Source organism: Micromonospora sp. WMMD1128, from assembly GCF_027497235.1.
Taxonomy (GTDB): domain Bacteria; phylum Actinomycetota; class Actinomycetes; order Mycobacteriales; family Micromonosporaceae; genus Micromonospora.
The window spans coordinates 261328-275717 of sequence record NZ_CP114902.1 but is presented as its reverse complement, the minus strand read 5'-3'; the positions used below and the strand labels follow the sequence as shown (position 1 = coordinate 275717).

At 71.8% G+C, this 14390-nt stretch carries 18 protein-coding genes; 10 read left to right on the top strand and 8 right to left on the bottom strand.

What is annotated here, in order from left to right; genetic code table 11:
• The first annotated feature begins 296 nt into the window (after positions 1–296).
• A complete protein-coding gene (locus tag O7602_RS01335; protein ID WP_281586431.1) occupies positions 297–551 on the top strand; it encodes a hypothetical protein in 255 nt (84 codons plus the stop codon).
• 129 nt (positions 552–680) lie between these two features.
• Here O7602_RS01335 and O7602_RS01330 read toward each other — a convergent pair whose 3' ends face one another.
• The 5 genes from O7602_RS01330 to O7602_RS01315 all read right to left on the bottom strand — a co-directional run bounded on the left by O7602_RS01330 (position 681) and on the right by O7602_RS01315 (position 4158).
• Positions 681–1016 (bottom strand): DUF1416 domain-containing protein, encoded by a 336-nt coding sequence (locus O7602_RS01330; RefSeq protein WP_281586430.1) that lies wholly within the window; start codon positions 1014–1016, stop codon positions 681–683.
• 2 nt (positions 1017–1018) lie between these two features.
• Positions 1019–1867: a sulfurtransferase gene (locus O7602_RS01325; protein ID WP_281586429.1), complete on the bottom strand. Its 849-nt coding sequence runs from the start codon at positions 1865–1867 to the stop codon at positions 1019–1021.
• Positions 1868–2060: 193 nt separating this feature from the next.
• On the bottom strand, positions 2061–2138 hold the full coding sequence (locus O7602_RS30935; protein WP_310503780.1) for an Ms5788A family Cys-rich leader peptide: 78 nt from the start codon (positions 2136–2138) through the stop codon (positions 2061–2063).
• Positions 2139–2242: 104 nt separating this feature from the next.
• Positions 2243–3025 (bottom strand): DUF2993 domain-containing protein, encoded by a 783-nt coding sequence (locus O7602_RS01320; RefSeq protein WP_281586428.1) that lies wholly within the window; start codon positions 3023–3025, stop codon positions 2243–2245.
• Positions 3026–3108: 83 nt separating this feature from the next.
• Entirely contained in the window at positions 3109–4158 is a 1050-nt protein-coding gene (locus O7602_RS01315; protein WP_281586427.1) for a hypothetical protein, read from the bottom strand.
• Positions 4159–4404: 246 nt separating this feature from the next.
• Between O7602_RS01315 and O7602_RS01310 the strand changes: the two genes are divergently transcribed.
• The 7 genes from O7602_RS01310 (at position 4405) to pstB (ending at position 11589) form a co-directional block, all read left to right on the top strand.
• On the top strand, positions 4405–5124 hold the full coding sequence (locus O7602_RS01310) for a response regulator transcription factor (RefSeq protein WP_281586426.1): 720 nt from the start codon (positions 4405–4407) through the stop codon (positions 5122–5124).
• A 150-nt stretch (positions 5125–5274) separates the two neighbouring features.
• Positions 5275–6126, top strand: a complete 852-nt coding sequence (locus tag O7602_RS01305; protein WP_281586425.1) for a polysaccharide deacetylase family protein — start codon at positions 5275–5277, stop codon at positions 6124–6126.
• Between the two features lie 67 nt (positions 6127–6193).
• Positions 6194–7150, top strand: coding sequence for a mycothiol synthase (gene mshD, locus O7602_RS01300; protein ID WP_281586424.1), 957 nt, complete (start codon positions 6194–6196; stop codon positions 7148–7150).
• 290 nt (positions 7151–7440) lie between these two features.
• Positions 7441–8538 (top strand): phosphate ABC transporter substrate-binding protein PstS, encoded by a 1098-nt coding sequence (gene pstS, locus O7602_RS01295; protein WP_281586423.1) that lies wholly within the window; start codon positions 7441–7443, stop codon positions 8536–8538.
• 41 nt (positions 8539–8579) lie between these two features.
• Positions 8580–9707: a phosphate ABC transporter permease subunit PstC gene (gene pstC / locus O7602_RS01290; protein ID WP_281586422.1), complete on the top strand. Its 1128-nt coding sequence runs from the start codon at positions 8580–8582 to the stop codon at positions 9705–9707.
• Positions 9704–10792 (top strand): phosphate ABC transporter permease PstA, encoded by a 1089-nt coding sequence (gene pstA / locus O7602_RS01285; protein WP_281586421.1) that lies wholly within the window; start codon positions 9704–9706, stop codon positions 10790–10792. The genes pstC and pstA overlap by 4 nt, the downstream gene beginning before the upstream one ends.
• A gap of 20 nt (positions 10793–10812) precedes the next feature.
• Positions 10813–11589: a phosphate ABC transporter ATP-binding protein PstB gene (gene pstB / locus O7602_RS01280; RefSeq protein ID WP_281590054.1), complete on the top strand. Its 777-nt coding sequence runs from the start codon at positions 10813–10815 to the stop codon at positions 11587–11589.
• Between the two features lie 115 nt (positions 11590–11704).
• Here pstB and O7602_RS01275 read toward each other — a convergent pair whose 3' ends face one another.
• Genes O7602_RS01275 through O7602_RS01265 form a run of 3 tightly spaced genes read right to left on the bottom strand, consistent with a single transcriptional unit; the run spans position 11705 to position 13166 of the window.
• Positions 11705–12532, bottom strand: a complete 828-nt coding sequence (locus O7602_RS01275) for an NUDIX domain-containing protein (RefSeq protein ID WP_281586420.1) — start codon at positions 12530–12532, stop codon at positions 11705–11707.
• Positions 12529–12780: a flavin reductase gene (locus O7602_RS01270; protein WP_281586419.1), complete on the bottom strand. Its 252-nt coding sequence runs from the start codon at positions 12778–12780 to the stop codon at positions 12529–12531. Before O7602_RS01270 ends, O7602_RS01275 begins: the two co-directional genes overlap by 4 nt.
• Positions 12777–13166 (bottom strand): hypothetical protein, encoded by a 390-nt coding sequence (locus O7602_RS01265; RefSeq protein WP_281586418.1) that lies wholly within the window; start codon positions 13164–13166, stop codon positions 12777–12779. The genes O7602_RS01270 and O7602_RS01265 overlap by 4 nt, the downstream gene beginning before the upstream one ends.
• Positions 13167–13404: 238 nt before the next feature.
• Here O7602_RS01265 and O7602_RS01260 point away from each other — a divergent pair, with 238 nt between their 5' ends.
• A complete protein-coding gene (locus tag O7602_RS01260; RefSeq protein WP_281586417.1) occupies positions 13405–14211 on the top strand; it encodes a helix-turn-helix transcriptional regulator in 807 nt (268 codons plus the stop codon).
• Positions 14198–14389, top strand: a complete 192-nt coding sequence (locus O7602_RS01255; protein ID WP_281586416.1) for a DUF397 domain-containing protein — start codon at positions 14198–14200, stop codon at positions 14387–14389. The genes O7602_RS01260 and O7602_RS01255 overlap by 14 nt, the downstream gene beginning before the upstream one ends.
• Position 14390: the final 1 nt, after the last annotated feature.

Below are 14390 nucleotides of genomic sequence, written 5' to 3'. Positions count from 1 at the left end.
CGCGTGGCACCTGCGATTCGATCACGCACTCGTCGACGCATGCAACTACACACTGCTACCGATCGTTGACTCTTTCCAGTTCCTCAAATAAGTTGGGCGACGAGCGCTCCTCGCGTGGCAACGAGCAGGGCTCTTCCCCGGTCGGGGCGGGTGTCGGAGTCGGAAGGGACATGCCCGCCCCGGCCACCTTCCACGGCAGCGACCCGGCTGTTCTCGCGAAAGGTGGTCCCCATCGTGCCCTGGTTGTTCCGTCCGCCCGACCGGCAGTCCCGGCGTGGTTCTCGAACGGTGCACCGGTGAGCGCCGCGACCGACCGCGAGCGGTACGTCGTACACCTGACCGTCGCCGCCGACGACCTGCCGGGCGCGCGGCGGCTGGCCCGCGCGATCGGCCGGTCGCTGGCGTTCCTGCCGGAGTTGGTGCTCGGTGAGACGACGGTGTCCGAGGAGGGCACGTCCGACCCGCAGCACCAGATCTTCTGCGACCGGCGACTCGGTGGACGACGCCGCTGCGTACGGCGGGTGGACCATCCGGGCGGCTGCACGTCCTGAGCCGGCGGCCCACGACGGCTCGGGCCGGCCACCCCTGGACGGGGCGGCCGGCCCGAGCCGATGCGCGCGATGCGGAGGTGTTAAGCGGGGGCCCCGCCTATACCGCAGGCGTTAAGCGGGGGCCCCGCCTTACGCCTTGACGGTGACGGTGACCTCGTTGATGCCGCGGGCGGCGGTCACCGGGGTTTCGCCGTTGCCGTGCCGGGAGAGCGCCCGCAGCGTCCACGAACCCGGCGCGGCGAAGAACCGGAACTGGCCGGCCCCGGACGTCACCACCTCGGCGGTGAACTCGCCGGTCGAGTCGAGCAGCCGGACGTACGCCCCCGGCACGACCTCGCCGGACTCGGCCAGCACCTGCCCGGTGATGACGGTTTCCTTCTCCAGGTCCAGGCTGGCCGGGAGCGGCGCGGCCTGGTCCGGCGCGGCGCAGCCGGCAGCGGTCGGAGCGATCGGAGCGGTCGCCATGGTCACGCCTCCCCGGGCTCGTCGCCGAGCGCCACCGGCACGCCGACGAGCGAGCCGTACTCGGTCCACGATCCGTCGTAGTTCTTCACGTTCTGGTGCCCGAGCAGCTCCTGGAGCACGAACCAGGTGTGCGAGGAACGCTCGCCGATCCGGCAGTAGGCGATGGTCTCCCGGCCGTCGTCCAACCCGGCGTCGGCGTAGATCTTGCGCAGCTCGTCGTCGGACTTGAACGTGCCGTCCTCGTTCGCCGCCTTGGACCACGGCACGCTGATCGCGGTCGGCACGTGGCCGGCCCGCTGCGCCTGCTCCTGCGGGAGGTGGGCCGGGGCGAGCAGCCGACCGGCGTACTCGTCGGGACTGCGCACGTCGACCAGGTTCTTGGTGCCGATGGCGTCGACCACCTCGTCGCGGAACGCGCGGATCGAGGTGTCCGGCGTCTGCGCGACGTACTGCGTCGCCGGCCGCTGCACCGCGTCGGTGACGAGCGGACGGGCGTCCAGCTCCCACTTCTTGCGGCCACCGTCGAGCAGCTTGACGTCGCGGTGGCCGTAGAGCTTGAAGTACCAGTACGCGTACGCGGCGAACCAGTTGTTGTTGCCGCCGTAGAGGACGACGGTGTCGTCGTTGCCGATGCCCCGCTCGGAGAGGAGCGCGGCGAACTGCTCCTGGTTGACGAAGTCGCGGCGGACCTGGTCCTGGAGGTCGGTCTTCCAGTCGAGCTTGATCGCGCCGGCGATGTGGCCGGTGTCGTAGGCCGAGGTGTCCTCGTCGACCTCGACGAAGACGACGCCCGGGGCGTCGAGGTTCTTCTCGGCCCACTCGGCCGAGACGAGTGCGGTGTCGCGACTCATCAGATCACTCCCTGGTGAGGATGGGTGGTGAGCCTGCGCGCGGAGATCGAAGTCGGTGGTTGTCGCACCACGCGCGGGACCCAGGCTGGAAACGGATCACGGGTACGTGCGACGGCGCCGCTGCCGGGCGTTCGGGGGATGCTGCGAACCCTTGGTGCCGATGGCCGCTAGGCGGCCGGAGACAGCCCCGCCGTCAGATGACGGGGCGACACAGGCAGGTGGCCACGCGGCACAGGTCGACCGCGCGCCGTTTGGTGAGGTGGGTCCCCATGGGCAGCGACACTACCAGCCGGACGGGCATGCGCCACCGGTCCGACCAGCATGCGAGACTCGAAGAAGCGGACGGTCGACTGAGCCGATCAGGCGGGCCGGCTTTCAGCCGGCCGAGTTGATCGGCACGTTCGCGGCGTCCGCTTCGATCACCAGGCCCTCCGGCGTCGGTTCCACCTTGCGCAGGTTGAGCTGGAACGGCAGCTCCGGCAGCGGCACGTCGATCGAGATGCTCTTGGCGTAGTTGGACAGCAGCGTCCGCGCCGGCGCCACGTTCGGCAGCCCCTCGGCGGTGAGGTCGTTGAAGCGCAGGGCCACCTTGCCGTCGTTCACGGTCAGGTCGGCGGTGCCGTTGACGGTCAGCTTGATGCCGAGGATGTCCACCGGGGCGGTGACGGCCAGCCGGCCGTCCCGCTCGGCCAGCTTCAGGCCCGGCCGGTTCAGCAGCTTCGCCAGGCTGTCGTAGGTGACGGTGCCCCGCCCGTCGACGCTCTCGGCCACCACGTCGCCCCGGCCGGAGCGGATCGTGTCGAGAGATGCGGTCACGTCGCGGGCGTCCACGTCCAGGCGCGGCACGTCGACCGTGCCGCCTTGCACGTTGCCCTTGACGTCGGTCAACTGGATCGAGATGCGCTCGTACTTCCCGGCCAGGACCTGGTTGAGGAACGGGAAGCCGCCGACCTCCACCTTGGGCGCGGCGGACTGCGCGTCCTGCTTGGCGAGTTCCTGCCGCACCTGGTCGGCGATCGCCCGCTCGGCCACCCCGGCGGCCACCCGGTCGGCGACGACGAGCAGCCCGGCCAGCACCAGCAGCAGGACGACGAAACCGATCAGCACCTTGCGGCCCCGGCGACGGGGCCGGTCCTCTGCCGGGTACGCCTCTGCCACGTCGCCTCCAGTCCTCGCCGCCGTCACCGCGTCTCGCGGCGCAACCGTACTTACCCGGGGCGCGGATTCCCCAACCGGGCGGGTCAGAGGAAGAGCACGCACATGGCGTACGCGGCAGGCGCGGCGAGCGCGAAGCCGCCGAGCGGCCCCTGCATGTGCCGGGCCACCCACATGGTCGGCAGCTCACCGGCCATCAGCCGGCCCGCCTCGGCGTATCCCACGGCCAGGTCGGCGAGGACAGCGGTGGCCGCGGTGACCACCCCGACCAGGGCGGCGCTGGTCGGGGTGAAGCCGACCAGGTAGCTGCCGAGCACGGCGCTGGTGAGCGTGCCGATCATGGCGCCCGCCACCACTCCGGCGGCGCCCCGGGGCACCTGCGGGGCGAGCCGCGGCCACGGCGCGATCGCGTCGGTCAACCGCGCCACCAGCAGGGCCACCCCGGCGGCGCTGAGGCAGACCGTGATCGCCTGGGTGCCCTTGGGTATCCGGCTGAGCACGATCAGCGAGGCGAAGGCGACCACCCCGATCACGATGAGCAGGGTGCCGCCGAGCGAGTCGGTCACCCGGACCCGGTCCACCCGGCGGACGAGCTGGCCCAGCACGCCGAGCACGAACCCGGCCACCGCGGCGTACCCGAGGGGGGCCAGGCCGGCGACGTCGGTCTGCACGGCGGCGGTGTCGGCGATCGCCGCCGTACCGGCGCTGACAAGCGCCACGACGAGCAGCGCGGGCGGTCGCATGGCCATGGTCCAGGCGAGCACGTAGAGGAGCTGGACGCCGAAGACGATGGCCGCGAAGGGCAGCCGGTGCCCGGGGCCGGCGGTCTGCGCCCCGAGCACCAGGCCCACGCCGAGCAGCGCGGCGAAGCCGGCCACGGTCAGCGCCAGCGGACGCCGGAAGGGGACCGACGGGACCTCCTCCTCGGGCGTCTCCTCCGACTCGGGGTCGGGACGCCGGCCCTGGCCGCCCTTGCGGAGCCGGCGTGGCCCCTTCCGCTCGGGCCGCTCCTCCTCCGCCTCGGCCGGCCCGGTGCGTGGGGCGGGCGGGTAGCCACGGGCGGGGCCGGACGGCCCGGCGGGCGGGTCATCGGCCCACGGTTCGCGAGCGGCGTCGCGTGAGGTGGAGGGAAACACGCCCCGATCGTGCCAGACCCGGGCGGTCCGGCGGGGGTCACGGTTTCGGCAACGTTAAAACCTTGGCCGCGATCGGGGGCAGAAAGGGCAAACGGGAAAAGCCGCGAAGGTGACGGCGAGGCCATCGGTTACGCTCAAGCCGTTACCCCGCCCGTCAGCGACGCCGGGACCCACGCAAGTTCACAGCGCCGCCCCCGCCCGGGCGTGCCGCTGGTCGCGCGCGGCCGTAGGGCCGCCGGGACGGAGGTGATCGTGGAGCTCCTGCTGCTCGTGACCGCACGTGCGGGTGAGCCGTCGGCGGTGCTGCCGGCGCTCGACCTGCTGCCGCACTCGGTGCGCACCGCGCCCCGCGACGTGCGCACGCTTGTCTCCGGCCCGACGCCGGACGCCGTCCTGGTGGACGCCCGTTCCGAGTTGAGCGAGGCGCGTGCCACCTGTCGGATGCTGCACGCCACCGGGCTCGGCGTGCCGCTGGTCGCGGTAGTGACCGAGGCCGGCCTGATCGCGCTGAACGCCGACTGGGGTGTGGACGACGTGATCCTCGCCGGGGCCGGCCCGGCCGAGGTGGAGGCCCGCCTGCGACTCGCCGTCGGCCGGTTGAGCAACGCGGTGGCCGGCGCCGGTGGCTCGATCCGGGCCGGTGAGCTGAACATCGACCCGGACACCTACGCCGCCAAGCTGAAGGGCCGGCCGCTCGACCTCACGTACAAGGAGTTCGAGCTGTTGAAGTTCCTCGCCCAGCACCCGGGCCGGGTGTTCACCCGGGACCAGTTGCTGCGTGAGGTCTGGGGCTACGACTACTTCGGTGGCACCCGCACGGTCGACGTGCACGTCCGGCGGCTGCGCGCCAAGCTCGGCTCGGAGTACGAGTCGATGATCGGCACGGTCCGTCAGGTCGGCTACAAGTTCGTCGTGCCGCCGTCGCGTTCGCTGCCGGAGACGGAGCCCGCCCCGCTGCCGGTCTGACCGGTCCGCACCCCCCGCAGGGGACATTTTCCCCGTATGCCCTATTTGCCACATAGTTCCGCCCTATCCTGACTGCCTGGTTTATCAGGATCTAGGGGGGATGCACGTGTGCGCGGTGACCACGGGGGCGGCGAACGGCCGGTGCCGCTGATGACCGGCTCGACACCGCGGGTGCTGGTGGTCGTGACCGCGGTGCTCGTCGGGCTGTCGGCCTCGGCGTACGCGCTGGGCCGCAGCCTGGTGCCCGAGCAGCACCCGACGGCCGCCGGCACGACCGCGTTCGGCGACACCACGCGCTACGCCGACCAGCCGCCGGCCACCGGCTCGCCGGAGACCGCCCGGCCGAGCCCGGACGCGGCGCCGGACGCTGCTCCCGCCATGCCCGAGGACGCCGGTGACGGGCCCTTCGGCGCCCACGTCACCACCGGCTCGTCCCGGGTCGCGCTGACCTTCGACGACGGCCCCGACCCCCGGTGGACGCCACAGGTGCTCGCCCTGCTCGCCGAGCACGGCGTGAAGGCCACGTTCTGCGTCGTCGGCGAGAACGCCGAGAACTACCCGGACCTGGTCCGGTCGATCGAGGCCGAGGGGCACACCCTGTGCAACCACTCCTGGAAGCACGACGTCAACCTCGGCAAGCGCAGCACGGCGACGATCCGGGCGGACCTGCAACGGACCAACGACGCGATCCTGGCCGCCGCGCCGAACGCCCGGATCGCGTACTACCGCCAGCCCGGCGGCGCCTGGACCGCCCCGGTGGTGTCGGCCTGCACCGACCTGGGCCTCACGCCACTGCACTGGAGCGTCGACCCGTCCGACTGGAAGGCGCCGGGCGCGACCGCCATCGAGACGGCGGTCCGCACCCAGACCGGGCCGGGCGCGATCGTGCTCATGCACGACGCGGGCGGGGACCGCTCCGGCACCGTCGCCGCGTTGCAGAAGCTGCTGCCCGAGCTGCTCGGCAGCTTCGTCCTGGAGCCGCTGCCCACCGGCATCCAGTGACGAGTGCCACCGACCGCCGTCGCGCTCCGGCGGGAACGGCGCCCCGCCGGCCGCTACCGTGACTCGGATGAGCAGCACCGAGCCGACGAGTGGTCCCGGACCTGACGCGGCGGCCCCGGGCGACCGGGTCGCACCCACCGAGCGGCTGACGACGGCCGAGGTCACCGACGTGCTGGCGCTGGCGCGCGCGGCCGGCGACGCCGACGGCGCCGATCCGCTCGACGAACACGTGCTGCTGCGGCTGCGCGACCCCGGGGCGCCCGCGGTGCACCTCACCGCCCGGGCCGCCGACGGCACCCTGACCGGGTACGCGCACCTCGACACCACCGCGCCCGCCGAGGGCGTCGGCGTGGAGCTGGTGGTGCACCCGGCGCACCGGCGGCGGGGCACCGGCCGGGCGCTGGCCCGGGGCGTGCTGGCCGCCGCCTCCGGGCCGCTGCGCGCCTGGGCGCACGGCGACCACCCGTCGGCCGCCGCGCTCGCGGTCGACCTGGGCTTCGCCCGGGCGCGGGTGCTGTTCCAACTGCGCCGGCCGCTCGCCGCCGCGCTGCCCGAGCCGGTCCTGCCCGAGGGCGTCGAGCTGCGGGCGTTCCGACCCGGCGACGACGACGAGTCCTGGCTGGCGGTCAACAACGCCGCGTTCGCCGAGCACCCCGAGCAGGGCCGGTGGACCGTCGACGACCTGCGCGTCCGGATGGCCGAGCCGTGGTTCGACCCGGCCGGCTTCCTGCTCGCGGTGGAGTCGGCCACCGGCCGGCTGCTCGGCTTCCACTGGACCAAGGTGCACGAGCGGCCCGGATCGGCCCGGATCGGCGAGGTCTACGTGCTCGGCGTCGACCCGTCCGCGCACCGCGGCGGGCTGGGCCGGGCGCTCACCGCCGCCGGCCTGGCCCACCTGCGCGACCGGCGCGGGCTGGACCGGGTGATGCTCTACGTCGACGAGAGCAACACCCGCGCGGTCGCCCTCTACGAGCGGCTCGGCTTCGCCAGGTGGTCCGCGCACGTCAACTACCAGCTCGGCTGAGCGCCGGCCCGGGCCCGCGAGGCCGGTCACGGGAGCGTCACGCCGGAGGCTCGGCGCGGTAACGGCTGACCGGATAAATCGCGTTAAAAGCGATAGCAGGTCGCCAGTTCACGAAATGGACAGAACCGCCTCAGCGTACGGCCATCTCACCGGCCGGACGTGTTCATCCCGCGTTCACTTCCGACCGGCGAACCGTCCATCTGGCACTTCTAACTTTCACGTCAGCCGGCCAGTTCCGGCCCCCGGCACCCCGGGCGACCTGACCAAAGACGTGAAGGGAAACCTTTCAAGTGAAGCTCCAGCGGCACGGCGCCATCGCCTGTCTCGCTCTTACCGCGGTCCTCGGTCTCAGCGCCTGCGGCTCGGACAACAACGAGCCGGCCGCCGGCGCCACCGGCTCCGCTGCGGCGGACTGCGCCACCGGCACGCTGAACGCCCAGGGCTCCTCCGCGCAGAAGAACGCCATGGCCGAATGGATCAAGGCGTACCAGCAGAAGTGCACGGGCACCACGATCAACTACGAGCCGAGCGGTTCCGGCGCCGGTATCCAGGCGTTCATCGCCGGCACCGCCGACTTCGCCGGCTCCGACTCCGCCCTCAAGGAGGAGGAGCAGCCGAAGGCCGACGCCCGGTGCAACAGCGGCCAGGCCCTCAACCTGCCGATGGTGATCGGCCCGGTCGCGGTCGTCTACAACGTCGGCGGCGCGGACAACCTCCAGTTCAGCCCGGCCACCCTGGCGAAGATCTTCGCCGGCAAGGTGACCAAGTGGGACGACGCGGCGATCAAGGCCGACAACCCGGACGCCACGCTGCCGTCGACCGCGATCCAGGCGGTGCACCGCTCCGACGAGTCGGGCACCACCGACAACTTCACCAAGTACCTGTCGAAGACCGCCGAGGCGGACTGGACCTTCGAGAACTCCAAGGCGTGGAAGGCTCCGGGCGGCGTCGGCGCGGCCAAGTCCGACGGCGTGGCCAGCAAGGTCAAGAGCACCGACGGCACCATCAGCTACGTCGAGTGGTCGTACGCCGAGAACTCCGGCCTCAAGATGGCCAAGGTCAAGAACGGCAACGGCGAGTTCGCCGAGCTGACCGGCGACTCGGCCGGCAAGACCATCGCCGGGGCCAAGTTCGAGGGCCAGGGCGACGACCTCAAGATGTCGATCGACTACAACACCAAGGAGGCCGGGGCCTACCCGATCGTCCTGGCGACCTACGAGATCGTCTGCAGCAAGGGCATCGCCGCCGACAAGCTGCCGCTGATCAAGGGACTGCTCGGCCACGCCGCCAGCGCCGAGGGCCAGCAGGAGCTGGTCGAGCTGGGCTACGCCCCGCTTCCCGACGAGGTCCGCACCAAGGTCGAGGCCGCGGTCAAGAACCTGTCCTGACGCCCTGAACGACACCTTCTCAACGCAAAGCGAGCGAGCAGATGGGTGACACCCCTCACCGCTCGGCGCACGCCGGCACCGGCGGGACCCCCGTGGCCATGAGCCACGAGCGGCCCGCCGGTGCCTCGGCGCGTGTGGCCGAGCCCACCGGTAACCCGGGCCGCTCCGGCGGCGACCTCGGTGGCGGCGGCGACTTCGGCGGAGGCGGCGACGGCGGCCTCGGCGGAGGCGGCGGCCTGCCCCGGGCCCGCGCGTTCGGCGCGGAACGCGCGTTCCGCGCCCTGACCCTGGCCGCCGGCGCCACCGTACTGGTGATCATCGCGGCCATCGCCATCTTCCTGATCGCCAAGGCCGTGCCGGCGCTGCGGGCCAACACCGAATCGTTCTGGACCTTCGAGGGCTGGTTCCCGAACGACAACCCGCCGAAGTTCGGCATCGGCGCGCTCGCCTTCGGCACCGTGCTCAGCTCGCTGCTGGCGCTGCTCGTGGCGGTGCCGGTCGCGCTGGGCATCGCCCTCTACCTGTCGCACTACGCCCCGCGCCGGCTCGGCAACGGCCTGGGCTTCATCATCGACCTGCTGGCCGCCGTGCCCAGCGTGGTCTTCGGCCTCTGGGGCCGGGACTACTTCGCCGGACCGGTCACCGACCTCTCCGCCTGGCTCAACAAATACTTCGGCTGGATCCCGATCTTCGGCGAGGGCCCGTACGGCAGCTCGATCCTCCTGGGCTCGGTGGTGCTGGCGATCATGGTGCTGCCGATCGTCACCTCGCTCTCCCGCGAGGTGTTCCGGCAGACCCCGACCGCCAACGAGGAGGCCGCGCTCGCGCTCGGGGCCACCCGGTGGGAGATGGTCCGCACCGCGGTCCTGCCCTACGGCCGGCCGGGTGTGATCGCCGCGGTGATGCTGGGCCTGGGCCGGGCGCTCGGCGAAACCATCGCGCTGGCGTTGACGCTCGGATCGACGTACGCCATCTCGTTCAACATCCTGGAGGCCGGCGGCAACTCGATCGCGGCCAACATCGCCAACCGGTTCGGTGAGGCGAACGAGACCGGCCGAGGCGCCCTCATCGCCTCCGGCCTGGTGCTCTTCGCGATCACCCTGATCGTCAACATCACCGCGCGCGCGATCATCTACCGCCGCCGCGAGTTCACGGAGTCGGCCGCATGACCTCCACTCTCACCTCTCACCGTCCCCGCCCGCCGGCCCAGCCGGCCACGCTGCGGGCCCGGCGGCTCCCGGCGTACGCCGCGCCCGCCATCGCCGTCGCGGCGCTGCTGCTCGCCGCGGCCCTCGTGTACGGCGCGGACATCGGCGGCCCGGTCCTGGTCGTGGTCCTCGGCGTGCTGCTCTACCTGGCCGGTCTGTTCGCCGCGGCGAACGCGGTCGAGGGCCGCCGCTCGGCCCGCAACCGGATCTGGAGCGCGCTGATCCACTCCGCCTTCGTGCTGGCCGTGCTGCCGCTGGCCTCGGTGGTCTGGACGCTCGTCAGCAAGGGCTCCCAGCGGCTGGACGGCGACTTCTTCGGCACCTCGATGAACAACATCGGGGCACGGGACGCCAACGGCGGCGCCTACCACGCGATCATCGGCACGTTGGAGCAGGTCGGCATCGCCACGCTGATCACCGTCCCGCTCGGCGTGCTCTGCGCGATCTACATCGTCGAGTACGGCCGGGGCCGGTTCGCGTTCACCGTCCGCTTCTTCGTGGACGTGATGACCGGCATCCCGTCCATCGTCACCGGCCTGTTCGTGCTCGCCTTCTGGGTGCTGATCGTCTCGCCGGTGTTCAACGACGGCCGCCCGGGCTTCTCCGGCTTCGCCGCCGCGCTCGCGTTGAGCGTGCTCATGCTGCCCACCGTGGTCCGCTCCACCGAGGAGATGCTCCGGCTCGTGCCGGCGCCACTGCGCGAGGGCGCGTACGCCCTCGGCGTGCCGAAGTGGAAGACCATCCTGCGGGTCGTGCTGCCGACCGCGCTGCCCGGCATCGTCACCGGCATCATGCTCGCCGTCGCGCGGGCCGCCGGTGAGACCGCGCCGGTGCTGCTCGTCGCCGGCGGCGGCGCGGCGATCAACTTCAACCCGTTCGAGAACAACCAGTCGTCGCTTGCCCTCTTCGTCTACCAGCAGGCCGGCGAGGCGTCGAAGTACTCGCCGGCACGGGCGTGGACCGCGGCGCTGACCCTCGTCGCCCTCGTCCTCATCCTGACCGTCGCGGCGAAGTTGCTGGCCCGTCGAAACCAGCTCGGCCGATGAACACCGGAGGTACCGCCACCATGGCCAAGCGCGTCGAAGCCGCCAACGTCACCGCCTACTACGGCGGTTTCAAGGCGATTGAGAACATCAACCTGACCGTCGAGCCGAAGACGGTGACCGCCCTGATCGGCCCGTCCGGCTGCGGCAAGTCGACCTTCCTGCGGTCGATCAACCGGATGCACGAGGTGCTGCCCGGCGCCCGGGTCGAGGGCAACCTCACCATCGACGGGCAGGACATCTACGACCGCGACGTGGACGTCACCGCGGTCCGCCGGATGATCGGCATGGTCTTCCAGCGGCCGAACCCGTTTCCCACCATGAGCATCTTCGACAACGTGGTGGCCGGGCTGCGGCTCAACGGCGTCCGGCGCAAGTCGATCCTGGAGGAGGCGGCCGAGAAGGCGCTGCGCTCGGCGAACCTCTGGGACGAGGTGAAGGACCGGCTCGCCAAGCCCGGCGCCGGGCTCTCCGGCGGTCAGCAGCAGCGGCTCTGCATCGCCCGCACCATCGCGGTCGAGCCGCAGGTGGTGCTGATGGACGAGCCGTGCTCGGCGCTGGACCCGATCTCCACGCTGGCCATCGAGGACCTGATGTTCCAGCTCAAGGACAAGTTCACCATCATCATCGTCACGCACAACATGCAGCAGGCCGCGCGGGTGTCCGACCGCACCGCGTTCTTCTCGATCGAGAAGACCGGCGACCCGGGCCGCCTGATCGAGTACGACAACACCCAGAAGATCTTCAGCAACCCCACCCAGAAGAAGACCGAGGACTACATCACCGGCCGCTTCGGCTGAGGTGTTAGGAGGGGCCCCCTATTAACGGTTTCTGCATAGGAAGGGGCCCCGCCTAACAACGCCGCCGAGCGCAAGCACCATCGAGCGCAAGCGCGCCACCGAGCGCAAGCACCGCTCAGCGGAGCACGAAGCGCGGCGAGGCTCCGTCCAGGCCCTCGATGCGGGGCACGATCGGCGTACCCGGGTCTCGGTCCGCCGCCGCGCGGGCCACGGCCGCGAGGTCACCGGCGGCGGCGACCTCGGCGAGCGTGACCATGGTGGGCGGCAGCATGGTCAACTCCCCCGCCCTCGCCCGGGCCAGCGCGTCCGCCGGGCGCAGCCACAGCGTGAGGTCGGCCTCGCCGGAGACGTCGCGGGTCCGCTGCCCCTCGGGCAGCAGGGCGACGAAGAAGTACGTGTCGAAGCGGCGCGGCTCGAACTCCGGCGTGATCCACCGCGTCCAGGGCAGCAGCAGGTCGGACCGGAGCGTCAACCCGCGCCCGGCCAGCAGGTCGGCGAAGCCGGTACGCCGGCCGACCAGGTCCTGCCGGGCAGCCTCCCAGTCGTCGCCGCTCACGTCGCCGACCACCGCCCCGGGGTGCGGGCCGGCCAGCAGCACGCCCGCCTCCTCGAAGACCTCGCGCGCGGCAGCGCAGACCACCGCCTGCGCGTCCGCCGGGTCGAGCCGGAACCGCTCACCCCAGGCCGCCGGCTCCGGCCCGGCCCAGTCGAGGTGCGCCTCCGAGTCGGACCGGTCCACCCCGCCGCCGGGGAAGGCGTACATGCCGCCGAACGTCATCGCCGCCACCCGCCGGATCAGATAGACCTCGAAGTCGTCGCCGGCCGGGCGGAGCAGCAGCACGGTGGCGGCGACCCGGGGCACCGCGGGCACGCCGCCCTCGGCGTGGAACCGGCGGGCGTGCTCCACCAGGGCGGGGGGCGCGGCGAAGCCGTCGATCGTCATGGCCCGAGCCTAGTTCCCTGGCGAGTCGCAGGTCCGGGCCGGATCCAACCGAGGAACCGGTCCCAACGGGCCGCGTCGGTGAGGTGCCCGGTGGCCTCCACCAGGAGGGTGGCCAGGTAGATCGCGAGCGCCGCCCGGTCGTCGCGATACTCGGCAAGCAGCGCCCGGCGGGCGGCCTCGCAGGGCCACGGACGGTCGCAGGCGTCGCAGCGCCAGGTGGGACGCCCGGCGACGTGCGGCCGGCTCACCGCAGCCGCAACGCGACGGCCCGGGCCTCGTCGTCGCTCAACGACATGAACCACAGGAAGCGCTTGACGATCTCGGGCGGCGTCGGGCCGTCGGCCCGGCCACGCAGGTCGCGGATGGCCCGCCGGGTGAGCCGGGCAAACTCCGGGATCAAGGTCGCCCGGCGGGCGACGTCCGTCGGCGCGGCCCGCAGCGTCGGGCACGGCCAGTCATGGCCGCATCGCGCGCAGATCCACGCCGGACCGTCCGCGACGTGCGCCGAGGGCCACCCCGAGGGGGTACGCGGAGACCAGCGCGTTTCCGGCGCGACGTTGGTCCGGCGATCCGGGTCGAGACGGGTGACCGCCTTCGCGGCGCTCGTCGGCGGTGTGGGCTTCTCGTCGGGCATGGCACTCCCCTCGTAGGGCGGTCAGGAAGGGGCCGCCACCGGCGCTCGACCATGGCGGCGGCCCCCGCGTGCGACGCGACCGCCGGGCTCCGCCTCCACCAGCCGCGCCACCTGGTGACACTCTGCTGTGTTCACCGTTACTCTCGGAAGGCCGCTCAGGCTGCTGGGCTGGCTTGGCCCAGCCGGAGCCGTGGTCGCGGGACGGTGAGTAGTCGATCTCCACGTTGGGAGGGTCTGAATGAGTGGCGTGCCAAGTCCTCTCGCCGACTTCATCGTGAGCGAGATCCGCCGAGCCCGAGGCAGTTCAGGCATGACCCAGGAGACCTTCGGGCGCTCGGCGGGGTTCAGCGCCTCGCATGTGAGCGCGGTCGAGAGCGGCTCACGGGCCCTCACCATGGACTTCGTCAAGGGCACTGACCGGGCACTCCGCAACGGAGGATTCTTCGAGCGGCTGGTGGCGAAGCTGGGCGCGCCGTCGTGGTTCCTGCCCTGGCTCGACGCCGAGCGCGGCGCTCGGCAGCTCCGTCTCTTCGAGCCGTTGCTGATCCCGGGTCTGCTTCAGACGGAGAACTACGCCCGCGTGGTGATGCGACTCAACGACCTCATGTCGACCGAGGAGGTCGACCAACGGGTGAGTGGACGCATGAGCCGCCATCGGATCCTGACCAGCGAGACTCCACCGCAGGTCGTGGTGGTGCTCGATGAGTCCGCGCTGCACCGTGCCGGGGAGGAGTTTTCGGTCGTCATCGCGGAGCAGGTGGCTCACCTGATCGTCGTGGCCGAACTTCCGCACGTGCACATACACGTGATCCCGGCGACGGCCGGCCCCCATATCGGTCTGTCCGGTCCCTTCGCACTGGCTCGCGGTAAGGACGGCCGCTGGGTCGGGCACCTGGAAAATCAACTGGGGGGCATCGTCGTCGACGGTCAGGATGAACTTCATATCCTTGAGGCACGATGGGAGAACGTCCGCACCGAAGCCCTCCCGCGTCGGCAGTCCCTCGACCTGTTGAAGGAAGTGCAGAACCATCATGGATCTCAATGACGCCACCTGGCGGAAGTCCCGGCGCAGCGGATCGAGCGGCGGGAACTGTGTGGAGGTTGCCGACGGTCTGGGAGATGTCGTCGCCGTCCGGGACTCCAAGGATCGGGTCGGGCCGGCGCTGCTCTTCACGCCGGCCGCCTGGCGTGCGTTCGTCGCTGATGTCGCCGCTCAGCACTAGG